Here is a 23,408-nt window from a genome sequence, read left to right as displayed (position 1 = left end):
TGTCGGTGCCGCGTGTGACGGCCCAACGAAGAAACAGGGCCTTTAAGCGGCTTTTGCACGTATCCCGCCGGTATGATAGTTGCCGACGCGATGACGCCCCGCTCAGAGTTGGTCACCGTCGAGCTGCCGGGCACCCGCGACGACGTGCTCGAGTATCTCCAGGAGTACGGTTTCTCATCTGTCCCGGTCGTGAAAGAGACGGACGGCGTCGAGGCGTACCGCGGTCTCGTCTCGCGCGATCTGCTCATCGAGCGCCCCGACGAGGACCAGCTGGCGCTGCTGATGGACGAGGAGGTGCCGACGACGACCCAGGAGACGGACCTCACCGAGGTCGCGCGCCTCATGGTGGAGGCGGGTGCGCGCCGGGTTCCGGTGGTCGACGGTGAGCTGGAGGGTATCGTCACCATCACCGACGTCATCCACGCCATCGCCCGCGAGAACGTCGAGACGGACGCGGTCGTCGGCGACGTGGCGACCCGCGACGTGAACACCACCTACACCGGCACGCCGCTGCCGGTCGTCGAGCGACAGCTCTACTACGCGAACGTTCCGTACGCGGTCGTGCTCGACGACGAGACCGACCTCGCGGGCATGATCACCGAGGTCGACATCGTCGAGGTCGCCCGCATCGTCGAGGGCGAGGACGACACCGGCGACTCCATCGCCGGGCAGGACGACGACTGGGCATGGGAGGGCATCAAGGCCGTCGGTGGCCGCTACCTGCCGACCCGGAACGTCGAGATTCCCGCGACGCCCGTCTCCGAGTTCATGACCGAGGACATCGTCACGGTGTCCGCGAAGAAGACGATCATCGAGGCCGCCCAGCTGATGATCCGGCACGACATCGAGCAGGTCCCGATGGTGTCCGGCGAGCCGCTCGTCGGCATCGTCCGGGACATCGACTTGCTGGAGGCGCTGTATGACTGAGTCGGCGGACGTCGTCGAGCTCGCGAAGCGACGGGGCTACTTCTTCCAGGCCAGCGGCGCGTACGGCGGTGTCTCGGGCTTCTACACGTTTGGGCCGCAGGGCGCGGCGCTCAAGCGCAACATCGAGGACGCCTGGCGCGACCGGTTCACCATTCAGGAGGGCAATCTGGAGGTCGACGCGCCGACCATCGCCCCCGAGCCGGTGTTCGAGGCGTCGGGTCACCTCGACGGCTTCGACGACATGCTCGTCGAGTGCCCGGAGTGCGGCGAGAGCCACCGTGCCGACCACATCATCGAGGACAACACCGACATCGAGGAGGCCGAGAGCTACCCGATCCCCGAGGTCGAGGAGCTCATCGCGGAGTACGAGCTGGTCTGCCCGTCCTGTGGTGCCGGGCTCGTCGGCCAGACGGTGACGGCGTTCAACCTGATGTTCGGGACGAACATCGGCCCCGGCTCCTCCCAGCCGGGCTACCTGCGCCCGGAGACGGCACAGGGCATCTTCGTGGAGTTCCCGCAGCTGAAGGAGTACGCCCGCAACCAGCTGCCCTTCGGTGTGACGCAGATCGGTCGCGCGTACCGCAACGAGATCTCTCCGCGGAAGTCGCTGCTCCGGGTCCGGGAGTTCACGCAGGCCGAGCTCGAGCTGTTCGTCGACCCCGAGGAGGACGAGCCGGACCTCGACGCGGTGCGCGACGTGACCGCGCCGCTGTACTCCGCGGAGATGCAGGCGGACCCCGACGCGGAGGCGGCCGAGTGGACCATCGGCGAGGCGGTCGACGAGGGCGTCATCGGCGACGAGTGGGTGGCGTACTACCTCGGCGTCGCGAAGGAGTGGTACGACCGCGTCGGCGTCGACATGGAGCGGTTCCGGCTCCGCCAGCACCTCCCCGGCGAGCTGGCGCACTACGCCGCGGACTGCTGGGACGCCGAGGCGGAGGTCGACGGCGACTGGATCGAACTTGCGGGCTTCGCGTACCGCAGCGACTACGACCTCTCGAAGCACGCCGAGCACTCCGACGACGACTTCACGCTGTTCAAGCAGTACGACGAGCCGCAGACGGTCGAACGCGCGACCGTCGACCCGGACATGAGCTACCTCGGCCCGGAGTTCGGCGGTGCGGCCGCCGGCATCGCCGAGGCGCTCCAGACGCTCGCCGAACGCGACCGCACGGCGTTCGACGGCGACGTGGTGTCCGTCGAGGTCGACGGCGACGCCTACGAGATACCGACCGAGCACGTGAACTTCAGCGTCGACGAGGTGACCGAATCGGGCGAGCACATCACGCCCCACGTCGTCGAGCCGTCGTTCGGCATCGACCGCGCGCTCTACACGGTCGTCCACCACGCCTTCAGCGAGGACGAGGTCGAGGGCGAGCACCGCAACTACCTCTCGCTCGAACCCGAGGTCGCCCCGACGTTCGTCGGCGTCTTCCCGCTCACCGATCAAGATGACCTGCCCGAGCGCGCACGCGAGGTCGCCCAGGAGCTTCGTGACGCGGGCCTGTCAGTCACCTACGACGACTCCGGCTCCATCGGCCGGCGCTACCGTCGGCAGGACGAGGTCGGCACCCCGTTCTGTGTCACCCTCGACGGCGACCCGCAGGGCACGGCGACCATCCGCGAGCGCGACTCCACGGCCCAGACCCGGGTCGACCTCGACGACCTCGTCGAGACGCTGACCGCGCTCCGAACCGGCGACGCGACGTTCGACGACTACTGAGATGGACGACGAGGTCGCCAGACGGCTGGTCCACGCGAGCGGGGCGATACTGCCGACTGCGTGGGTCGTCGGCCAGCTCGACGCCGTCCCGGAGCTTCCCTGGCAGGTGGTCCGGTACGTGCTCGTTCTGGCGACCGTCAGTGCACTGACCCTGGAGGTCATCCGGCTGTTCGTCGGGCTCGACTGGGCCATCTTCGAGAAGCTCACCCGGGAGTACGAACAGGAGAACCTCGCGGGCTACGCGCTCTACATGTTCGGCGGGACGTTCGCCGGCCTCCTGTTCGTCCCCGAGGTGGCCGTCCCCGCGATGTACATGCTGACCATCGGCGACCCGATCAGCGGACTGCTCGGCTCCGGGGAGCTCCGGCGGGTCAAGCCGCTGCGCGTGCTCGGGACGATGTTCGCCGTCTCGCTGACGTTCGCCGTCCCGTTCCTGCCTATCGCCGCGGCGGTGGCGGCGGCGGTGGCCGCGACGTTGGCCGACGGCGTCAAACCGGTCGTCGCGACGTACGTCATCGACGACAACCTCACCATCCCCATCCTCGCGTCGGCGACGGCGGCGGCCGTGCTCGTCGCGACCGGCGAGCCAGTCGACGCGGTCGTCACTGGGTTCGTGTGACGCGGCCGACGGCGGCGCCGGTCCCGGTTCCCGCGGTGTCCTAGCCACGTAGGTCTAAACTACACGGGCGAGGCACGGACATCGTCCTGGTGGACCATGACCACACTCGAACTCGTCATCGCGGCCGCCGTCGTCCTGCTCGTGCTCGCCGTCGTCGTCGCCATCGTCGGCGACGAGGAACTGCTGGTGGAACTCGTCGGCGAGCTCATCGACTGACGGGCCAGCGCATCGTCCCGTCCCATCACCGCCCCCGTCGTTTCACTTCCACCACGGTCGGCGAACCCTTAACCCGGACGACGCCCAAACCCGCGGTAGATGGCGACGACGGACAGCGACGGGGAGTCCATCGAGCACTCGCTGCTCACGCCCGGATTCCTCGAACGACGGCTCTACCAGCTCAGACTGGCCGGTACCGCGACCGAGGACCACACCCTCGTCTGTCTCCCGACCGGCCTCGGGAAGACGACGGTCAGCCTGCTGGTGACCGCCCGTCGGCTCGATGAGGTCGGCGGGAAGTCGCTGCTGCTCGCGCCGACGAAGCCCCTCGTCCAGCAGCACGCCGAGTTCTACCGCGAGGCGCTGACGATTCCGGACGACGAGATCGTGGTGTTCACCGGCGACGTGAGCCCCGACGACCGCGCGGCGCTCTGGGAGGACGCGACGATAGTCATCGCGACGCCGCAGGTCGTCGAGAACGACCTCGTCGGCGGGCGAATCTCGCTGCGGGACGTGACCCATATCACGTTCGACGAGTGCCACCGCGCGACCGGCGACTACGCCTACAACTTCATCGCCGAACGCTACCACGGCGACGCCGCGGACCCGCTCGTCACCGGGATGAGCGCCTCGCCCGGTGGTGACGCCGAGGAGATACAGGCGGTCTGTGAGAACCTCGGCATCCGCGAGGTCGAGGTGATGACCGAGGAGGACGCCGACGTCGACGAGTACACCCACGACACCGAGGTCGAGTGGGAGAAGATACAGCTCCCCGACGAGGTCATCGAGATACGCGACGCGCTCAACGACGTCATCTCGGACCGGCTGGGCAAGCTCAAGGAGCTCGGGGTCACCAGAAAGACCTCGCCGGACCTCTCCGAGCGCGAGATACACGAGATACAGGCCCAGCTCCGGCAGATGATGGACAACGACCAGTCGGCGGGCTACGAGGGGATGAGCTTCCTCGCGGAGATCCGCAAGCTCCGGACCGCCGTCACGTACGTGGAGACGCAGTCGGTCGAGGCGACCTGCCGGTACTTCGAGCGCCAGCAGAACGCCGCCCGGTCGTCGGGTGCGTCGAAGGCCAGCCAGCGGATGATCTCGGAGCCGAAGGTCGAGGAGGCTATCCGCCGCGCTCACTCGTTCGACGACATCCACCCGAAGTACCGGAAGGCGCGCATCCTGCTCGCGGAGACGCTCGGCATCAAGGACGGCGAGCGCGTCATCGTCTTCACCGAGTCGCGTGACACCGCCGAGGCGCTCACCGACTTCCTCTCGAACCACTTCGAGACGCGCCGGTTCGTCGGCCAGGGCGACAAGGAGGGCTCCGACGGAATGACCCAGAAGGAGCAACAGGCGGCGCTCTCGGCGTTCAAGGACGGCGAGTTCGAGGTGCTCGTCTCCACCAGCGTCGCCGAGGAGGGGCTGGACGTTCCCGAGGTCGACCTCGTGCTGTTCTACGAGCCGGTGCCGACGGCCATCCGGTCCATCCAGCGCAAGGGCCGGACCGGGCGGCAGACCGAGGGCCGCGTCGTCGTCCTCATGGCCGAGGACACCCGCGACGAGGCGTACTTCTGGATCTCCCGTCGCAAGGAGAAGCAGATGGAGTCCGAGCTCCGCGAGCTGAAGGGGGTCGCCGACGAGGTGGCCGCGGACCTCGACGACGGCCAGACCAGCCTCGGCGAGTTCGACGAGGGCGAGGCGGCGGCAGCGATGCAGCCCGGGCTGCAGGAGTTCGGGGGCGAGAGCGAGGACGGCGGCGACGAGTCCGGGGGCGCTACCGACGAGTCCGAGACAGCGACCGACGGGAGCGAGGATGCTGGCAGCGAGTCAGCAACCGAGGTCGACGCTAGCGACGGCGTCGTCGCCACAGCCGAGACCGACCCCGACGACGACCTCGCGGAGGTCGTCATCGACCAGCGTGAGATGGACTCGTCGATTCCCCGCGACCTCTCGACGCGTGACGACGTGACAACCCGGCTGGAGACCCTGGAGGTGGGTGACTACGTGCTCTCGGACCGCGTCGCCGTCGAGCGCAAGTCCGTCTCCGACTTCCTCGACACCTTGACCGGGAGCGACCGCTCGCTGTTCGAGCAGCTCAGGGACCTCTCCGGGCACTACGCCCGGCCCGTGCTCGTCATCGAGGGAACGGACAGCCTCGTCGGCACGCGTGACATCCACCCGAACGCGGTCCGTGGCGCGCTCGCGTCGCTCGCGGTCGACTTCGGCGTCAGCGTCCTCCGCACCGAGAGCGAGGCCGACACCCGCGACCTGCTCGCGGTCATCGCCGGGCGCGAGCAGACGAAGAACGACCGCGAGGTGTCGGTCCACGGCGAGAAGGCGAAGAAGACGCTCACCGAGCAACAGGAGTACGTCGTCGGAGCCATCGCGGACATCGGGCCGGTGACGGCCCGGTCGCTGCTCGCGCACTTCGGCACCGTCGAGGATGCCCTGTCGGCCACCGAGGACGAGCTGCTCGAGGTCGACGGCGTCGGTTCCGTCACCGCAGAACGGATCCGCGAGGTCGTCGGGAGCCAGTACGAGCCCGACCGGTAGAGGCGGGTTCTCGCTTCAGCGTCCGCGCAGCGCCGCCAGCGTGTCGGTCGCCTCGCGGACGGTCTGCAGGTACTCACGGGCCCGGGCGGGGTCGTCGGTGTTCGCGGCGGCCGCGCTGAACCGCCGGATGGTCTCCTCGATGGCAGCGGCCGCGTCGTCGAACTCGGTGCTATCCGTCGCCGTCGTCGGGGTTCGGTCGTCGACCCGCGGCGTCCGCTGGACGCGCTCGCGGTCGGGAGCGCGCGATTGGTCCGGCAGCTCGGCTGCCTCCGACGGGGTGGGGTCACGGGCGCGAGTTGGCCCGCCAGTGGTCGGCTCGGGTTCCGACGCCTCGTCCAGCTCGGGTGCTGCCTCCGTCTCGGATTCGCTGGCCGACTGTTGCTGCTGTTGTTGTTGTTGTTGCTGTTGCTGCTGGGCGGCCGCCTGTTCCCCACCCTGACAGGACGGACAGAACTCCTGGCCGTTCTGGCGGAAGACGGGGTCGCCACAGCGGTCGCAGTGTCTGTTCGTCATCGTCGCGCCCTTCAGCAGGAGTTCGCTCATCCGACGTGTCTGCTCGCGTTCCTCCTCCTCGGTCGCGAACTGCTCGCGCAGCTTCTCTCGTTCGGCTTCCTTGTCGAACTCCTCACTCATACGTGTGTGGAGGGCACCGCCGGGTGAAAAACCTGCGTCTCCTCGGTACCGCCTCGCGTTCCCCGCCGGACAGGCCCGCCGTCATCGTGCGACGCCAGCCGACCCGCGTATTTTTCTCACCCACTGAGCATGCATGTTTATCTCGCTGTAGCCGAAAGCGGAGGTAACGATGTCATCGAACGATCATTCGTCGGGACTCGTCGTCCTGCTGGCCCTGGCGACGGTCTGCGGCGCGCTCACGCCCGGTGTCGTCGCGGCCGACCAGTCCGAAGCGACGATAACGGTCGGCGACGCGAGCGCCGAACCGGGCGAGACGGTCACCGTTGCGGTCGCCGTCGAGGGGGAGAACATCGCGGGCTATCAGGCGAACCTCACGTGGGACCCGTCGGTCCTGCGGTTCGAGTCAGCGGAGGGTGCCGACTTCTCCGCTCCGGTGCAGAACGCGAACGAGGGCTGGCTGTTCATGACACAGTCCCAGTCCAGCGGGACGCAGTCGCCGACGGTCGCACGCGTCACCTTCACCGTCGTCGGGGAGAGCGGCGACGAGACGGACCTCGCGTTCGTCGGGGGGGACACCTCCGCGAACGACGAGTCGAGCCAGCTGGCGACCGCGGTCGAGGGCGGCACCGTCACGGTCGACGGCAGCGGCGCAGATGTCGACGCCGACGGTGACGACGCCGCCGCGGACGACGGGACGGCCGCCGGGACGAGCAGCGGCGACGGCGAGGACCCCGCCAGCGGGGACGGTACCAGCACCGCCGCGTCGAACGGCGGCGACAGCGACGGCGGGACCGGCGGGCTCTCGCCGACGCTCGTCGCCGGTGGTGTCGCCGGTGCGGCCCTCGTACTCGGTGGGGGCTACGTGCTCGGCCAGCGCAGCGGCGGTGGCAAGTGACCGACGCGTCGGGGCCACGCGCGTGCGGTCGCCAGAGATGCCGACTTCGACACGTTTAACCGAGAATCGGGAGCAGTTTCGAGTGTTATGGCGAAAGTTAGCGTAGTCGGTGCGGCCGGCACCGTCGGGGCCGCCGCAGGCTACAACCTCGCGCTTCGTGACGTGGTCGACGAGCTCGTCTTCGTGGACATCCCGGACCAGGAGGACGTGACGGTCGGCCAGGCCGCGGACGCCAACCACGGCATCGCGTACGACTCGAACACGACCGTCCGCCAGGGCAGCTACGCGGACACAGCCGGCTCGGACGTCGTGGTCATCACGGCGGGCATCCCGCGCCAGCCTGGCCAGACCCGCATCGACCTCGCGGGCGACAACGCGCCTATCATGGAGGACATCGGCTCCTCGCTGGCCGAGCACAACGACGACTTCGTCACCGTGACGACGTCGAACCCGGTCGACCTGCTCAACCGTCACCTGTACGAGGCGGGCGACCGTGACCGGAACAAGGTCATCGGCTTCGGTGGCCGACTCGACTCCGCACGGTTCCGCTACGTGCTCTCCGAGCGCTTCGACACGCAGGTCCAGAACGTCGAGGCGACCATCCTGGGCGAGCACGGCGACGCGCAGGTCCCGGTCTTCTCGAAGGTCCGCGTCGACGGTGCGGACCCCGCGTTCAGCGACGACGAGAAGGAGGAGATCCTCGGCGATCTCAAGCAGTCGGCGATGAACGTCATCGAGCGCAAGGGCGCGACCGAGTGGGGCCCGGCGACGGGCGTCGCCCACATGGTCGAGGCCATCCTGCGCGACACCGGCGAGGTGCTGCCGGCGTCGGTCAAGCTCCAGGGCGAGTTCGGCCACGACGACGTCGGTCTCGGCGTCCCCGTCAAGCTGGGCAGTGACGGCGTCGAGGAGGTCGTCGAGTGGGACCTCTCGGAGTTCGAGCGCGACCAGCTCGGCGAGGCGGCCGACAAGCTCTCGGAACAGTACGAGAAGATCGCGTAACTCGGTTCCTACGTCGGTTCGTCGCCGTCACGCTGTGACGGCGGTCCGGCGACCTCGCTGCGTGCGGAACGTGCCTGTGCCTCCGATACCCGAACGTCGAGCAGTTCCGCCCACTCGCGGAGACGAGCGGTGTAGTCGTCGGTCGACATGGTTATGGGATGCATCGACACCGAATATCATAACTGTTGTGTCGGAATGCTTCGGTCCGGTGTCAGCTCTCTCTCGCGGACCAGACCCCCTGTGCCCGGTCGAGCGCGCTCACGACGAGGAAATGCGGGAGCGTGAGCACGGCGAGTAGCACCAGATACGCCGCGACCGCGCCCTCGACGCCGGCAGGCGTCCGTGGCACCGCGACCCAGACGGCGGCGAGGACAGCGAGCGCGCCGACGGTGTTCGGCGCGGCGTCGCGAACGTACCGCAGGGCGGCGGTCAGCCGGTCGCCGCGGGCGAGTGCGTCGACCGACGGCTCGTCGAGCAGGACGGTGCGGACGACGTGGCGCAGCGAGTGCCAGAGCGTGAAGTAGAGCCCGATAGCGAAAAGCGGCGGGACGAGCCCGAAGAAGGCGACGAGTAGCCCGGTTTCGGCGGCGTCGAGCCGCCACGTCTCGCTGTCGACCCGGTAGCCGACGGCGAGGGTCGTCGCGAACAGCACGGCGAGGGCGCCGGCGACGACGGTGCGGGCCGTCGGCGTGAACGCCCACGCGACGGCGTTGGGGCCGACGCCGTACAGGCCCACGGTCCACGCGAACACCCGTTCGTAGATGCCGGGGAACGCGACGAGCGGGACGAGCATCGGGAGGGAGCCGCGGGTCGCGACGAGCAACGCGGCGTGGCCACGCGACGCCGGGTAGCGCCCGTCGGAGCGCTCGGAGAGCACGTAGCAGTCGCCTTGCCCCCAGTGGGCGAGCGTGAGGGCGATGAAGAAGACGAACGACGCGACGGGGGCGAGAAACCACGCGACGAGGTACGCCCCGCCGAGGACGAGGTAGACGGCGGCGACGAACCGGTACGCTCGCTGCGAGAGCCCGCTGTGGGCGGCGACGACGTGGTCGGTCGCGCCGTGGGGGAGCCCGAGGACGAGCACGCTGGCGACGAGCGGTACCGCCGCGAGGGTGGGCGACACCTGCGCGCCGAGCGCGAACGCGCCCGCGACCGCGGCGAGGACGAGCCAGACGGGACCGAACAGCACCTCGACGGTCCGCTTGCGGACGGCCGTCTCGCTCACCGCCATCGCTCGACCACCCGGTGGAAGAGGACGATTCCCTGGACGACGAGCAGGTTCGTGACGAGGAAGAACGTCATCTCCTCGGCGGGGAGCCCGAGAAGGCCGACGCCGATGGTGTGGGTCGACGAGATGGCCCAGATGCCGAGCTCGATCGCGAGCCAGTCGGCCGTCCAGAGGTAGACAGTCGGGACCGCGACGAGCAGGCCCAGCCGCCGTCGGATGGTCCAGAGGAAGCCGCCGCCGATGGCCCACTGGAGGGCGAGCACCGGCGCGGCCCACGCGAGTATCGCGCCGAGGTAGTACGCCCGGCCGGTGGTGACCGCCCAGAGGCCGACGCTGGCGACGGCGAGCCACGCGAGTGCGCCACCGACGCGCGGGAACGCCATCCTCGCCGTGTCTCGCGGTACTGGCGTAGTGACGTAGCCGCCGTCGGTCGTCACGTCGGCCGCCGGGGGGTCGTGGGCGGCGGTGCCGGCGTCTGCCCAGCCGCGGTGGTAGATCCAGAGCGCGGCCAGCACCGGCTGGAGCGCGATGAACAGGTACTCCTCGACGGGCGCCAGCCAGATGCGGGCGGTGACCGCGCCGTCGCCGTACCACCAGACGCCCGCTCCGATGAGATAGTTGTCCCAGGGTGTCGTGTACGCGAGCGCCGCCGCGACCATCAGGCCGGTTGCGACCGCGGCGTGGCGACGACGCTCGCGCCGACCCCTGCGGACCAGCATCGCGATAGGGATACCCACGAACACGACGAGGAACGCGGCGTACGACGGGATGCTGGTCATCGGGGATGGGATGTGGTGAACGTTTACAGCGGTGTGTCGGTGGCTGTGCGGTGTGGTCCGGTGGCGATTCAGGCGGCTTCCGGGCTCTCAGCGGCACCGGTCTCGGTCTCGACGGAGTCGAGGACGGCGTGGCTCCGCAGCAGCAGGAAGCCGAAGCCGACCTTCGCGCTCAGGTCGAGCACCATGAAGATGGCCGTCTCGGGGACGATTCCGACGATGGCAAGCCCCTCGGTGCCGACGAGCCACACCACCGGGTAGGCGAACCAGAGCACCATCGTCAGGTTCCGTAGTGTTCCGAACAGGCTGCCGACCTCGCCGGGCTGCTCCTGGGCGCGGGCGGTGAGCCGCCCGACCAAGAAGTACAGCAGGACGAGGAAGAACCCGCAGCTGATGCCCCACCAGGCGATGCGGAGGGCCTCCCCCTCGGTCGCCAGTGCGCCGCCGAGCCCCGTGACGATCATCGCGATGTCGAGGCCGACGAGCGTCCCGATGGTGTTCCGGCTCGCCCCGGCGAGTAGCGCGAGGTCGAGCAGGAGTAGCGGCGTGGTGAACAGCCAGTCAGCGTACCGCGCCCAGTACACCGGGTAGTCGTGATTCGGGATGTCGATGACGCCGAACCCTGTCGCCATCGAGAAGTACGACACCGCTGCGATGGCTGGGATGAACGTCGTGACGATGTAGTACGTCTTCTTGCGGTCGTCAGTCTCGTTCCAGCCCATCGCGATGAACGCGAGGGTGCCGAGTGTCATGCCTGCCGTGCCTATCCATAGCCAGATTGCTTCGTCTCCTGGTACTGCCATGCTACGGGTAGACATACGATGCCCGCTGGATTATGATGAGTGCCGAACTAGTTGTGTCTTTTTCACGGTGTAAATACGACACACCAATTTGTTAGGGGAGCCAGTGCAAAAATTGCCTGCTATGTCATGGCATATATTAACATGGCCCGTGGCTCGTGAGTGGCTTCGGCCAGCGAACTCGCTTCTAACACCCAACCAGTTAGAGGCTGCCGAAAAAACGAGCTTTTGCACCCAACTGGTTGGGCTACGGTCGGTCGAAGAACTCGCCGACCAGCTTGCGCTCGGCCGCACGGAGGTGCTGATGGTACGTCGAGCGCGCGATGCCCATCGACTCCGCGAGGTCGTCCCCGCTCGTCGGGCGCGGCCACTCGAAGAAGTCCCCGAAGTACGCACGCTGGAGGGCGGTCAGCTGGCGGTCGGTCAGCTCGTCCTCCAGCGCGGCGATGAACTCCTGTTTCGTCGTCGCGGCGCGCTGGCGCTCGCGGTACGCACCCAGGCTGACGCCCTCGAACGCCTGCTCGACGTTGTCGACCACGGTCCGCGCGTTTGCCTCCCGGGGAAGCTCGACCTCCACGGTCGTCGTCTCCGGCGACGCCTCGATGTCGGTCACGTCGCCGCCGTACTCCGCGAGCGTCGAGAGCAGTCCGGAGCTCCCGATGCTGAACTCGACGAGCGAGATGCCCTCGTTCCGGGTGATGACCTTCGCCGCGGCCACGTCGTCGTGCTCCTCGGCGATCGCGACCACCGCGTCGGGGTCGTCCGACTCGACGGTGAAGAACATCCCGAGCGTGTCGTCGTCGCGGTACACCGAGCCCGCGTACGAGAGCGTCGCGTCCGCCTGCTGTGCCACGTCCACGAAGAACACCGCCGGGTCGTCGACGTGGAACGAGAGCTCGACGATGTCGTCCGCGGTCAGCGTGCGGCGCGTCTCCGCCGCCGACACCGCCGTCGCGACCATCCGGCCGAGCGCAGCGAGGATGGCCGCCTCGCGTTCGTCCAGCGCCTCCGCGTCGGAGGTGTACACCGTCAGCACGCCGTAGCGCGCGTCACGGTACACCAGCGGGATGGCCGCCAGCATCTCGAACTGGCCGTCGGTTCGCGCCTCGTGCCACGCCGCCGTCGACAGCTCCTCGACGGTCGCGACCTGCACCTCGCCCGTCTCGATGGCACGGGCGACCGGCCCGTCGCTCCGGCTGAGCTCGAGTGCGTCGTCATCACTGCTCCCGCCGACGATGGCGCTCGGCCGAATGCTGTCGTCCGCCAGGTCCGGTTCGCCGATCCACGCGCAGGTGTACGGGTCGGTGTCGGCGAGCAGCTCGGTGACGTTCCGTTCGATGCCCGCCCGGGTGGTCGACTCGACCAGCGCCCGCGTCGTCTCCTGAACCACGCCGTTGACACGGTCGAGGAGGTGTTCGAGCCCCGCGCGCTCGGTGTCCAGCATCGCGGCGCGGTGTTCGGCCGTACGCTCGGCGTCCACGCGGTCGGTCACGTCCGTCTGGAAGCCAACGTAGTGAGTCACTTCGCCCGCGCTGTTCCGTACCGGTGCGATGTCCACACGGTTCCAGAACCGCTCGCCGTCTTTCGTGTAGTTCACCAGTTCGACCGACTCCGACTCCTGGGCTTCGATGGCGTCACGCATCGCCTGGATCGCCTCGGGGTCCGAGTCCTCGCCCTGGAGGAACCGGCAGTTCCGGCCGATGGCGAACTCGCGCTCGTAGCCGGTGAGCCGCTCGAACGACTCGTTGACGTACACCAGCGGCATGTCCGGCGCGTTCGCGTCGGCGATGGTGATGCCGACCGGCGCCTCGTCCAGCGCCCGCTCCTTCAGCCGGTCCGTGCCAGAGTCGGCGTCCAGACACGCGTCGACGCGCTCGCGGAGTCGGTCCTCCCAGTCGCCGGTTTCCCGTCGCACGTAGCCGTCGACGTCCGCCGCGACGGCCCGTTCGGCCACCCGCTCGCTCCCCATCGCGGTACACAGCACGACCGGCACCCGCCCGTGGACCGCACGGATGGTCTCGAGCAGCTCCAGGCCGGTCCGCTCGCCCAGTTCCTGCTCGCTCACGACACAGTCCGGCACCGCCCGCCCGATGGCAGAGAGTGCCTCGTCGTCACTCTCGGCGATCTCGATGTCCGCGTCGGCACCGAGGTCCGTCAGTACAGTCGCCGTCTCCGCAGCCCGGTCCTCGTTGCCGTCGACGACGAGAATCCGGGGAGTCGCACTCATGAATACTCCTATCGGATTCCCACCCTAAAGCACTTGCCAGTCGTTCGCACGCTACGGCACCAGCTGCTCCCCGTCGTCGTCGTACACGACGATGGCGTCGACGGGACACGACCGCGCCGCGAACTTCGCATCCAGCTCCGCTCCCTCGGGAACCTCGCGGACGAAGATGTCGTCGTCGACCTCCTCACCGCCGACGAGGTCGGCTTTCCCGTCGTCGGTGTCCTTCTCGAACCCCTCGCCCCACTCCGCCACACACTGGAACATCCCGATACAGGTGTCCCGGTCGAACTCGACTCGCATGCGCTGGCGTTCGTCCGAGACGGGTAAATGATTGACGGGGCGGCGACCGTTCGTGGCGGCGCTGCCGGCTACTTCTCGACGACGAGCAGCGACACGCGCTCGCGGACCAGCTCGGAGAGGGAGGCGTCGGTGGCGGCGCGCTCCGCCTCGCCGATGTCGAAGAACTCGCAGACCTGGGCCTCGTCGGTGACCCCTTCGAGCACTTCGTCGTCGGCCCACTCGGTGGCGAGCGCGTCCGCCGCGGCGGCCTCGCGGTCGTCCGTCTCGAACGGCTCGTCGGGGAACTCACTCACGACCACGGCGACGACCGGCACGTCGTCGCCTTCGCCCACGCCGAGTTCGAGCGCGCGGGATATCTGCCGCCGGCCCGCGGCGTACAGCAGCACCTCGACGCCGGGGTCGCGGGCGATGCCGTCGTCGCGCCGCCAGGCCCGCGCGGCGCGGTCGACCGCAACGCGGAGGTGGGCCTCGTCGACGACGTACCGCGGGTCGAACGCCTGGACGACGCAGCCGTGCTCGTCGGCGACGGCATCGAGGAACGCGAGGAGGTCGTCCACGTCGGCGACCGTCGTCCGGCCCTGGACCACCCGCATCAGAAGTCACCCAGGCTGGTCTGGCTCTGCGGTTCGTCGTCCTGCCCGTCTCTCGTGGTGTCGTCGGTGTCGCCGTCGCCGTCCGCGACCACCTCGCTCGCGGGGTCGACGCCCTCGACAGAGGGGTCCTCCCGGCCGGCGTTCCCCATGATGGTCTCGGCGGTCTTCGGCCGGTCGCCCAGCGCGGCGAGCACGACCGACTTGTCGACCGTGCGGAGGGCCTCGCGATCCTCGATACCGGCGTCGTAGAGCCGCCGGGCACGCTTGCGGCCGACCTCGCGCACGGAGACGAGTTCGAGCAGCTCCTCGCGGACGCCGTCCTGCACCCGTTTCTTGGCCTCGCGAACCCCGACCGTGACCGGGCCGGGGAGGTCGAGCTCGCCGGCGACGCGTTCGGTCGCGCCGAGCAGCCACTCCGCCGTCTCGACCTTCCCGCGCAGGTCGCCCGGCCCCACGTCGTAGCGCTCGGTGATGCGGTCCTCGTCGACCTCGTCGGCCCAGTCCTCCAGCATCCGGGCGGTCTTGAGCGCAGAGAGCCAGTCCTCGAACCGGTCCTCCTCGTACTCCGTCGGCGCGGGCCCGAGCAGCTCCTCCTCGCGTTCGTAGAACACCTCGGTGAACTCCTCCCTGTCGCCGGATTTCAGGTACAGCTCGTACATGTCCGGCGTTCGCGAGAGCAGCTGGTAGAGCCCGAGCGGCGTCGGCTTCTCGACGCCGGTGTCCGCGGCGGCCGGTGCGTCGCCATCGTCGGCGGCCTGTTCCTCGTCGTCGTCGCTCCGGCTGAACGTCTGGAAGCCCGCCGTCGTCTCCTCGGGCTCGAACTCGGTCGTCGGCTCGGTCGCGCCCGCGATGGACTCCAGCCCGTCGATGATGGTCGCCGCGCTCATCGGGTCCAGATAGAGCATCGAGACGGTGTGGCCGACGTTCGTCGCCGTCAGCTCGTCGCCGTCGCGCTCGACGAAGCCGTTCTGGACGAGGTAGTCGACGACGCTGTCGGCGACGCGCTCCAGTCGCCCCTCCTCGGTGGACTGGCTGGCGTAGAGCGTGCGTTCGAGGAACGACAGCAAGCCTTCGCGGGTTCGGGCGAAGCCCGACGCGATGGTCGCCAGCACGTGGGTCCGCATCGCCGGCTCGGCCGCCAGCTTCGAGCGCACGTCCTCGGGCTCGGCGTCGACGTACCGCGCTTGCAGCTCCTCGATGTCCTCGTGGCTGTTCGCGAGCAGCACGGCCTCGCCGTAGGGGTCGCGGCCCGGGCGGCCCGCCCGCCCCATCATCTGGTGGACCTCCAGCACCGAGAGGGGCTGCATCCCGGTGCCGTCGTAGCGCCGCCAGTCTCGCACGACGACCCGTCGGCTCGGTGTGTTCACCCCGGCGGCGAGCGTCGGCGTCGCGCTCACGACCTTCAGCGTACGGTCGCGGAACGCGTCCTCGACGAGCTGGCGGTGTCCCCTGGCCAGCCCGGCGTGGTGGAACGCCGCGCCCTTGGCGACGGCGTCGGCGAGGTCGTCGCTCGTGTCCGCGTCGCTCACGTCCCGTATCTCGTCGGCGAGTTCGGCGAGCGTCTCCTTCGTCTCGCTATCGAGGAACGGCTCGACCACGTCGCCGAGCCGCCGGGCCGCGGCCTCGGCGTTCCGCCGGGAGTTGACGAACACCAGCGAGGAGCCCCCCTCGGAGAGCGTATCGCGCACCAGCCCGGCGGTCTGCTTCTCGCCGTCCCGGACCGGCACCTCCCTCGTGGTGTCGTCCTCGAAGTGGAGCGCCTGCCCGTAGTGGACGCCCTTCCGGAGCTCGATGGGCCGCCAGTCCGAGTCGACGAGTTCGGCGTCCAGCCACTCGGCGATGTCCCCGGCGTTGCCGACCGTCGCGGAGAGAGCGACGACCTGCAGCCCGGGATTCACCTGCCGGAGCTTCGCGAGGGTGACCTCCAGCGTCGGCCCGCGGTTCCGGTCGTCGATGAGGTGGACCTCGTCGGCGACGACGCAGGTCAGGTCCTCCAGCCACGGCGCGCCGTTGCGCACCAGCGAGTCGACCTTCTCGCTCGTCGCGACGACGATGTCCTTCTCGGCGAGCCAGCCGCCCTCGGACTCGTAGTTGCCCGTCGTGACGCCGACGCTCACGCCGAACTGCTCGAACGCCTCGAACTCGGCCTTCTTCTCCGACGCCAACGCCCGCAGCGGGACGATGTACAGCGCCTTCCCGCCGCGCTGAACCGCCGACAGCATCGCCAGCTGGGCGACGAGCGTCTTCCCCGACGCCGTCGGGACGGAGGCGACGAGGCTCTGGCCGTCGGTCACGCCGGCCTCGACCGCCTCGGCCTGGGGCGGGTACAGCTCGTCGATGCCCTGCTCGTGGAGCTGGTCGACGAAGGCCGAGGGCACTCCCGGCACGTCCGCTGTCTTCATCTACCCTCCCTTGGCTCCTGTCGTGGTTTAAACTGTCGTGATTGCTCGCTCGTCTCCCGGCGCGTATGTGTTCCTGTGTCACACCGGCCCCAGTTCTTTATATGGGGCCGTCCACAGCACGGGTAGAGCGTTCCATGACTCGCCGGCATCTCGGTCGTCCGGTGTTCGACCCCCGCTCGCCGCCGGCTTCTGTGCGGGCCCGATAGCTGCAGCACTCGGGTTCGCCTCGCTACGTCCGTAGCCGCAGTGTCCCACTCGAACACAGACACAGATGCCGACATCGACCGAGTCGCCGGCCCAGAGCCGCGACTCACACGACGCCGAAGCTCGTACAGACGAATCGACGACCAACAACGGCTCGTCGACCGACCACGCATCGCCTACCGACGCCGAACCGCCCGCCGACCACGCATCGCCCGCCGACCGACAGCGACCGCTCCGGCACAACCGCGACTTCCGGCGCTTCTTCGCCGGGCAGTTCGTCACCAACGCGGGGGACAGCCTCTACACCGTCGCCGTCCTCTGGCTCGTCTTCGAGCTCAGCGGCTCGACGGTGCTGACCGGCATCGCGAACTCGATGCTGCTGTTGCCGTGGCTGCTCCAGATACTCGCCGGCCCCGTCGTGGACCGCCTGCCGCTCAAGCCCGTGCTCGTGGGCTCGCAGGTCGTCCAGGGCGTGGTCGTCCTCGTCCTGCCGCTCGCGGCGGCGACGGGAAACCTGACCGTCGAGGTCATCCTCGCCGTCGTCCCGCTGCTGGTGCTGTCGACGCTGGTGATGGCACCGATGCAGACGACGCTGCTTCCCCGCATCGTTCCCGAGACGCGGCTCTCGAAGGCCAACTCCACGCTCGCGACCGTCACGCTCGGGCTGGACATGGTGTTCGACGCGCTCGGCGGCGCGTTCATCGCCGTCTTCGGCGCGACGACGCTGTTCCTGTTCGACTCGGTGACGTTCGCGCTCGCCGCGCTGCTGTTCGCCGGTATCGGCATCCGAACCGGCGACAGCGAGGACGAGCAGCCGACCGAGACCGAGGACGGCACCGACGAGTCAGTCCTCGATGCCTACCTCGACGACCTCCGCGCGGGTATCGACACCCTCCGCGGGAGCGTCTTCGTCGAACTGATACTCATGACGGCGGTCGCTAACTTCGCCGTCGGCGTCACGCTCGCCATCCTGCCGTCGTTCGGCGACGGCCTCGGCGGCCCCGCCGTCTACGGCCTGCTGCTCGGCGCGCTCGGCATCGGCCGGCTCGTGGGCTCGGTCGTCGCCCCCTCTCTGGAGCGCGTCCAGTACGGGAAACTGCTGCTCGTCGGCCACTCGCTCGGCGCGTGCTGCTGGCTCGCCGCGGTCTACGCGCCGACGCCCGCGCTCACCGTCGTCCTGTTCGGGCTCTCGTGGGTGCCCGCCGGCGCGAGCGGGGTGCTCACCGCCACGCTGAACCAGACGGTGTTCCCGAAGGACCTGCTGGGACGCGTCTCCTCGGTCAAGGGGACCGCCTCCGGCGCGACGCTGCCGCTCGGCTCGCTCGTCGGTGGGGTCGTCGCCGCGGTGCTGGGAACGACGACGACCATGGGTCTCGCCGCCCTCGGCTTCGGGTTCACGGGGCTGTACACGCTGCTGCGCCCGCGGATCCGACGACTCCCCTCCGTCGCGGACGCCGACCCCGCCGCGTTCGACGTGACGGCGGCGGGTGACGGCGACGGGGAGTAGTTCGTCCCGCCGACCATCCCACGGGTTTTCCTCGCTCGCAGCCGAACCCCTTCCCATGCCGACGCTCGACGACCCGGTCGACATCGGGTCGCTGACCCTCCCGAACCGGCTCTACCGTGCGCCGTTGCTGGAGTGTGCGGGCACCGGCGACGGCGCGGTCGAGACGCTCATCGCCGACCTCGAACCGGGCGCGGCGGCCGGTGCCGGCCTGCTCTGCCAGGGTGCGACCATCGTCCGCGGCGAGGGCGGCTGTGCCGCGCCGGAGATGACCCGGGTCCACGACCCCGCGTTCGTCGCCGAACTCGAACGGCTCACCGACCGAATCCACGAGCACGGGAGTCACATCTTCTGCCAGCTCGAACACGGCGGCCTCCGCAGCATGGAGACGTGGCACGCCGGCTATCGAGCCCGACATCCGGAGCTCGAGCAGCTCGCCGTCTCGCGCCCGCCGTGGCAGCTCCGGCTGCTCGACCGGTTAGGGTTCCTCGAGTTCTCGCCGCACGTCCTCTCGACCCAGGAAGCGCGGGAGCTGGCCCGGGACTTCGCAACCGCGGGCGCACGGGCCATCGACGCGGGCTACGACGGCGTCCACGTCGCCGGGGCCAACATGGGCATCGTCCAGCAGTTCCTCAGCCCGTTCTACAACCGGCGCGACGACGAGTTCGCGGACGGCGTGCGGTTCCTGGAACTGCTGCACGACGAGTTCCGCGAGCGGGCGGGCGACGCGCCGCTGGTGGCGAAGGTGCCGGTGGAGACGCCAAGCCCGCCGGTCGTCCGCCGGCGCATCGACGCCGACGACGCGGTCGTCGTCGCCGAACGGCTCGCGGAGATCGGCTACGACGCGCTCGCGCCGGTCGAGACCTCGGTGGTCTGGGACATGAGCATCGTCCGCGGCGAGTACCCCGCCAGGGCGTGGGGTGAGTCGTCGCTCCAGCCCGCGTACCACGAGGCGTTCGGGGGCCGACTCCGCACCGAGGCGGTGAAGGTCGGGAACCGGGTCGAGTCGCTGTTCTACGGGTTCGAGCCGGCGTGGAACGCCGATATCGCCCGCCGTATCCGCGAGGCCGTGGACGTGCCGGTCATGCTGGAGGGCGGCATCCGGAAGCGCGGTCGCATCGACCGGCTGCTCGGCGAGTCGTGCGACCTCGTCGGCATGGCGCGGCCGTTCTACGCCGAACCGAAGCTCCCGGCGCGGCTGCTCGGCGGGGTGCCGCCGGGGACCGGCGCACTCTGTGAGAACTGCAACAACTGCACCGTCCCGCAGGTCACGGACGAGCCGGGCCGCTGTCGCACGCCGAGTGTCGTCCGCGAGCGTGCCCGTCGCGAGCGCGACGGCGCGTACGAGACCGGCCGCTGAGGCAGTCGAACCCGGAATATCCCGGGTGGAGCCGCGTGAGTGGCTACAAACCTTATGATTGTGTAGTCCGCAGGGTCGTGTACACCAGTCACATGGGGTCGGTCTCAGTGCACGGGTGGCACCACACGGGGGTTCGATAGGACATGACTCAGTGTAACGTCTGCATGGACGATATCGACGAAGAGGCAGAGACGCACATCGAGGTCGTCAAGCCGATGGAGTACAAGGGTTCGACCCAGCAGATCAGGCACTACTACTGCAGCATCTCCTGCCTGCTCGAGCAGGCGCAAGGGTAACGCGTCCCCGGGTCAGGGGCCGGTGACGGGTCCGTCGGTGAGCCTGCCCAGCGGTGCCTCGACGGTGTACGAGGGTGTCGAGAGCGTCAACACGGTGTCGTCCGTGATGTCCGCGAACCGGACGTGGACGGTGTACGAGCCGTCCGCGGCGATGGGTGCGGCCTCGTCCTGGTCCGAGGCGAGGTCACGCACCCAGGCCATCTCGCCGGCATCCGCGGGGTCCGTCTCGCCGGTGATCTCGTAGAACGCGGTGCTCGACTGGCCGGTGATCGGATAGCCGCGGTCCGCCCACTCGAAGAACCCCTCGTCGATGACGGAGACGTTCGAGTAGCCGTTCTTCTGGAGGTGAGCGGCACGCAGGGACGAGAGGTGGTGGGGACAGCCGCAGTAGCAGACGATGCGGGCGTCGGTGGGCCAGTCCATCACCGGGTCGCCCGGCCCGCCCGGGTTCGCGGCCGGACTGCTCACGGCCCCGACGATGTGGGACTGCTCGTACTGGCCGGTCCCACGAGCGTCCACGAACCGGGCGGCGTCGCTCTGGAACCACTCGTACGTCTTGTCGACGGGTGTGAGCGTTATCGTCTCCCCGTCCGCCACAGTCACGTTTTCGTTTCCGCCTCCGAGACAGCCTGCGAGACCGGCGACACCGAGACCAGCGGAACTCGCGAGGAACGTACGTCGTCGCATGGGCGCCGCTAAGTACCCGTCACGAATAGCCGTGTTGGTCTCCCGTATCCCCCTCCGTTTCAACTGGAGAACGAGCGACTGAGGCGTCGTTCGGACCCAGCCGAACCACTCGAAGCGGTCGTGCTGGCCGGGGGTACGCACGTGACGGCAGGGGCCACGCTCTCGCCGACCGCAACGAGACGTGACATCAGTGAACAGTTCCCACAACAGCTTGATACGGCCACCGGGGGAACCGGTGTGCCGTGTCCACGACCGACGCGACCAGCGAGGACGGGCCGTCCGAGGGACCGGCCGTCTCCAGCGAGCGCGCCCGCTGGGGGCTGCTCGTCGGTGCGAGCATCATGTCCGTCTCGCTCGGTGCCTACGAGCTCGCGCCGGCGAGCGTGACGACGCTCATCCGCCAGTCGCTCGACATCGGCCCTTCCGCGGCCGGGCTCATCGTCAGCGTGATGTTCGGCACCGCCGTCGTCGCCAGCATCCCGGCCGGCGTCGTCCTCGACCGGACGAACTCCCGGCACGCGGTCGCCGTCGCGGTCGGCCTCCTGCTCGTCGCCGGCGTCTGGGGCTGGTACGCCGCGAGCATCGAGTCCTTCGCGCTGGTGCTCGCCTCGCGCGTGCTCGGCGGGCTCGCCTACGTCGTCGTCTGGAACGCCGGTATCGACGTCGTCGGGCGGTCGTTCGAGTCCGAGCGCCAGGCGACCGCCGTCGCGACGTTCACCGCCAGCGGCCCGGTCGGTTTCGCCGTCGGGCAGGCTGCCGCACCGCTGGTCGCCGAAGCGTTCGGCTGGCCCGCGGTCTTCCCGGCGTTCACCGCGCTCTCCCTCGTCGGCCTCGCGCTGTTCTGGCCGACCAGCCGCGGGAGCGGTCGAGCGACCGACACGCCGACGCCCACGTTCGCGGACCTCTCGCGGGTCGTCACCGACCGCCGCGTCTGGCTCGTCGGCATCCTCGGCTTCCTCAGCTACTCGCTGTACCTGTTCGTCAACAGCTGGGCGCCGTCCTACCTGACCGACGAACTCGGGCTGACGCTCGTCGCGAGCGGCGCGCTCTCGGCGCTGTTCCCGGCCGTCGGTGTGCTCTCGCGCATCAGCGGCGGCGTGCTCTCGGACCGGCTGTTCGGGGGTCGCCGTCGCCCGGTCGTGCTCGCGTCCTTCGTGGCTGCGACACCAGTCGTCGCCGCTTTCACCTTCCTGCCCACCGTGGCGCTCGTCGTCGCCGCGCTGCTGGTCGCCGGCTTCGCAATCCAGCTCTGCCTCGGCCTCGTGTTCGCCTACGTCCGCGAGCTCGTCGAGCCGGCGGTCGCCGCCACGGCCGTCGCCTTCCTGACGAGTGTCGGGCTCGCGGGGGCGTTCGCCGCACCTATCGTGGGGGGCGCTCTCATCGACGCGACGAGCTACGACGTCGCGTTCCTCGTCGCGGGACTGCTCGGTCTCGTCGGCGTTGCGGTTGCGTGGCAGGCACCCGAGCCGTAGGCGGACCGTCCGCGCCGGTGGTCAGTTCGAATCGTCCTCGTGCTCGTCGTACCGGTCCCGAGGAGTGAAGCTCCAACCTATATGCGGGTCGAGGGCAACCACGCGTCCATGCAGCAGCTCTACATCGCCGGCGGTGTGGCAGCGGTCGTGCTCCTCGTCGCCGTCGTGGTCGGCCTTCGGCGACGCGGCAGCAGCGACGCCCGCGCGTCGAAGCGCGCCCACGAGTCGGCCCAGCAGCGCGACGCACCGGTCGACATCGGCGACACCGTCGAGTTCGGCATCACCGAGTTCAGCGACCACCACTCCGGCGAGCGCGTTGCGGTCGGCAAGGTCGAGGGGTTCGTCGTCTTCGCCGAGGACGTGCCCTCGGGTGCGGCGGTCGGCGACGTGGTCCGGGTGAAAATAACGTCGTTCAACCGTGGTGGCACCTCCGCCGACGCCACGGTCGTCGGGTAGCGCGCCGGACGACCCCGCTTTGCTGTCGGCTCGGAACCAGCAGGGTGTCTCGTCGATACCGGGGCCGACACCCGCCACTCGGTCGGGCTCCCCCGGCCCTGTCGGCGGCTACTCCGCGAGCGCGGCCGCGATGGCCTCGAGCTCCGCCTTCCTGAACGCGGTCCCCGCGCGGTCGGTGTCGTCCTCGGGCAGCTCGCCGACCTGCCGGCGGATTCCCGCCCGCATCCGTGATTTCGACGGGAGCGAGCCCGCCTCGATGTCGTACTCCACCGCCTCGCAGATCGCAGCGAGCGCCTCCTTGGTGAACGCCGTCGATTCGACCCGCTCGTACCGCCCGACGGCTTCCCTGATCTCGTTCCGGAGGTCGTCGACAGTTTTCCCCATACGTCCCCCGCGCGGCGGACCGGCCTGTACATTTCGGTGGTCGGGGACGGGGATACCTCTCACTCGTTGCGGACTCACCACCGCGTCGCGAGCACGACCGGCTTCGGCGTCGGACGCCGGTCGTCGGTCGGCTCGGTGTGGTGCTCGG

At 69.3% G+C, this 23,408-nt stretch carries 22 protein-coding genes; 11 read left to right on the top strand and 11 right to left on the bottom strand.

Annotated features, from left to right (window positions below; genetic code table 11):
• Window positions 1-72 precede the first annotated feature (72 nt).
• The 4 genes from NO978_RS09085 to NO978_RS09070 all read left to right on the top strand — a co-directional run bounded on the left by NO978_RS09085 (window position 73) and on the right by NO978_RS09070 (window position 6,041).
• The gene (locus NO978_RS09085) at window positions 73-927 is read left to right on the top strand and encodes a CBS domain-containing protein (protein ID WP_257299276.1); all 855 of its coding nucleotides are present in this window, start codon (window positions 73-75) and stop codon (window positions 925-927) included.
• A complete protein-coding gene (glyS, locus tag NO978_RS09080) occupies window positions 920-2,650 on the top strand; it encodes a glycine--tRNA ligase (protein WP_257299275.1) in 1,731 nt (576 codons plus the stop codon). The genes NO978_RS09085 and glyS overlap by 8 nt, the downstream gene beginning before the upstream one ends.
• 1 nt (window position 2,651) lies before the next feature.
• Window positions 2,652-3,269, top strand: a complete 618-nt coding sequence (locus NO978_RS09075) for a dolichol kinase (protein WP_257299274.1) — start codon at window positions 2,652-2,654, stop codon at window positions 3,267-3,269.
• 315 nt (window positions 3,270-3,584) lie between these two features.
• A complete protein-coding gene (locus NO978_RS09070; protein ID WP_257299273.1) occupies window positions 3,585-6,041 on the top strand; it encodes a DEAD/DEAH box helicase in 2,457 nt (818 codons plus the stop codon).
• Window positions 6,042-6,056: 15 nt separating this feature from the next.
• On the opposite strand, the gene NO978_RS09065 is transcribed toward NO978_RS09070, so the two are convergent.
• The gene (locus NO978_RS09065) at window positions 6,057-6,674 is read right to left on the bottom strand and encodes an Sjogren's syndrome/scleroderma autoantigen 1 family protein (RefSeq protein ID WP_257299272.1); all 618 of its coding nucleotides are present in this window, start codon (window positions 6,672-6,674) and stop codon (window positions 6,057-6,059) included.
• Window positions 6,675-6,843: 169 nt separating this feature from the next.
• Between NO978_RS09065 and NO978_RS09060 the strand changes: the two genes are divergently transcribed.
• Window positions 6,844-7,569 carry a cohesin domain-containing protein gene (locus tag NO978_RS09060; protein ID WP_257299271.1) on the top strand — a complete coding sequence of 242 codons (726 nt, stop codon included), beginning with the start codon at window positions 6,844-6,846 and terminating at the stop codon, window positions 7,567-7,569.
• A gap of 87 nt (window positions 7,570-7,656) precedes the next feature.
• Window positions 7,657-8,571 (top strand): malate dehydrogenase, encoded by a 915-nt coding sequence (gene mdh, locus NO978_RS09055; protein WP_257299270.1) that lies wholly within the window; start codon window positions 7,657-7,659, stop codon window positions 8,569-8,571.
• Between the two features lie 8 nt (window positions 8,572-8,579).
• On the opposite strand, the gene NO978_RS09050 is transcribed toward mdh, so the two are convergent.
• The 8 genes from NO978_RS09050 to NO978_RS09015 form a co-directional block, all read right to left on the bottom strand.
• Window positions 8,580-8,720, bottom strand: coding sequence for a hypothetical protein (locus tag NO978_RS09050; protein ID WP_257299268.1), 141 nt, complete (start codon window positions 8,718-8,720; stop codon window positions 8,580-8,582).
• 62 nt (window positions 8,721-8,782) lie between these two features.
• Window positions 8,783-9,802, bottom strand: coding sequence for a Brp/Blh family beta-carotene 15,15'-dioxygenase (locus NO978_RS09045; protein WP_257299266.1), 1,020 nt, complete (start codon window positions 9,800-9,802; stop codon window positions 8,783-8,785).
• On the bottom strand, window positions 9,793-10,578 hold the full coding sequence (locus NO978_RS09040) for a lycopene cyclase domain-containing protein (RefSeq protein WP_257299265.1): 786 nt from the start codon (window positions 10,576-10,578) through the stop codon (window positions 9,793-9,795). Before NO978_RS09040 ends, NO978_RS09045 begins: the two co-directional genes overlap by 10 nt.
• A gap of 68 nt (window positions 10,579-10,646) precedes the next feature.
• On the bottom strand, window positions 10,647-11,378 hold the full coding sequence (locus tag NO978_RS09035; protein ID WP_257299264.1) for a bacteriorhodopsin: 732 nt from the start codon (window positions 11,376-11,378) through the stop codon (window positions 10,647-10,649).
• Between the two features lie 244 nt (window positions 11,379-11,622).
• Complete coding sequence (locus NO978_RS09030; RefSeq protein ID WP_257299262.1) at window positions 11,623-13,602, bottom strand: bacterio-opsin activator domain-containing protein; 1,980 nt, start codon at window positions 13,600-13,602, stop codon at window positions 11,623-11,625.
• Window positions 13,603-13,653: 51 nt separating this feature from the next.
• Window positions 13,654-13,902: a ferredoxin gene (locus NO978_RS09025; protein WP_257299261.1), complete on the bottom strand. Its 249-nt coding sequence runs from the start codon at window positions 13,900-13,902 to the stop codon at window positions 13,654-13,656.
• A 68-nt stretch (window positions 13,903-13,970) separates the two neighbouring features.
• A complete protein-coding gene (cgi121, locus tag NO978_RS09020) occupies window positions 13,971-14,495 on the bottom strand; it encodes a KEOPS complex subunit Cgi121 (RefSeq protein ID WP_257299259.1) in 525 nt (174 codons plus the stop codon).
• Complete coding sequence (locus tag NO978_RS09015; RefSeq protein WP_257299258.1) at window positions 14,495-16,897, bottom strand: ATP-dependent DNA helicase; 2,403 nt, start codon at window positions 16,895-16,897, stop codon at window positions 14,495-14,497. Before NO978_RS09015 ends, cgi121 begins: the two co-directional genes overlap by 1 nt.
• A 271-nt stretch (window positions 16,898-17,168) precedes the next feature.
• Between NO978_RS09015 and NO978_RS09010 the strand changes: the two genes are divergently transcribed.
• The 3 genes from NO978_RS09010 to NO978_RS09000 all read left to right on the top strand — a co-directional run bounded on the left by NO978_RS09010 (window position 17,169) and on the right by NO978_RS09000 (window position 20,261).
• Entirely contained in the window at window positions 17,169-18,608 is a 1,440-nt protein-coding gene (locus tag NO978_RS09010) for an MFS transporter (RefSeq protein ID WP_257299257.1), read from the top strand.
• A gap of 55 nt (window positions 18,609-18,663) precedes the next feature.
• The gene (locus NO978_RS09005) at window positions 18,664-19,965 is read left to right on the top strand and encodes an NADH:flavin oxidoreductase (RefSeq protein ID WP_257299255.1); all 1,302 of its coding nucleotides are present in this window, start codon (window positions 18,664-18,666) and stop codon (window positions 19,963-19,965) included.
• Window positions 19,966-20,108: 143 nt separating this feature from the next.
• Window positions 20,109-20,261 (top strand): hypothetical protein, encoded by a 153-nt coding sequence (locus tag NO978_RS09000; protein ID WP_175526494.1) that lies wholly within the window; start codon window positions 20,109-20,111, stop codon window positions 20,259-20,261.
• A 12-nt stretch (window positions 20,262-20,273) separates the two neighbouring features.
• Here the strand turns inward: NO978_RS09000 and NO978_RS08995 are convergent, their stop codons facing one another.
• Window positions 20,274-20,948, bottom strand: a complete 675-nt coding sequence (locus NO978_RS08995; RefSeq protein ID WP_257299254.1) for a rhodanese-like domain-containing protein — start codon at window positions 20,946-20,948, stop codon at window positions 20,274-20,276.
• A gap of 242 nt (window positions 20,949-21,190) precedes the next feature.
• On the opposite strand from NO978_RS08995, the gene NO978_RS08990 reads away from it, so the two are divergent.
• Both NO978_RS08990 and NO978_RS08985 read left to right on the top strand, forming a co-directional pair.
• On the top strand, window positions 21,191-22,420 hold the full coding sequence (locus tag NO978_RS08990) for an MFS transporter (RefSeq protein WP_257299253.1): 1,230 nt from the start codon (window positions 21,191-21,193) through the stop codon (window positions 22,418-22,420).
• 108 nt (window positions 22,421-22,528) lie between these two features.
• Window positions 22,529-22,876, top strand: a complete 348-nt coding sequence (locus NO978_RS08985) for a TRAM domain-containing protein (protein ID WP_257299252.1) — start codon at window positions 22,529-22,531, stop codon at window positions 22,874-22,876.
• Window positions 22,877-22,984: 108 nt separating this feature from the next.
• Here the strand turns inward: NO978_RS08985 and NO978_RS08980 are convergent, their stop codons facing one another.
• On the bottom strand, window positions 22,985-23,260 hold the full coding sequence (locus NO978_RS08980; protein WP_257299251.1) for a hypothetical protein: 276 nt from the start codon (window positions 23,258-23,260) through the stop codon (window positions 22,985-22,987).
• Window positions 23,261-23,408 lie beyond the last annotated feature (148 nt).

This window comes from Haloarchaeobius sp. FL176 (genome assembly GCF_024609245.1).
Lineage (GTDB): Archaea > Halobacteriota > Halobacteria > Halobacteriales > Natrialbaceae > Haloarchaeobius.
Note: the sequence above shows the minus strand (reverse complement) of the source record. Positions and strands in the feature narration are given on the sequence as shown.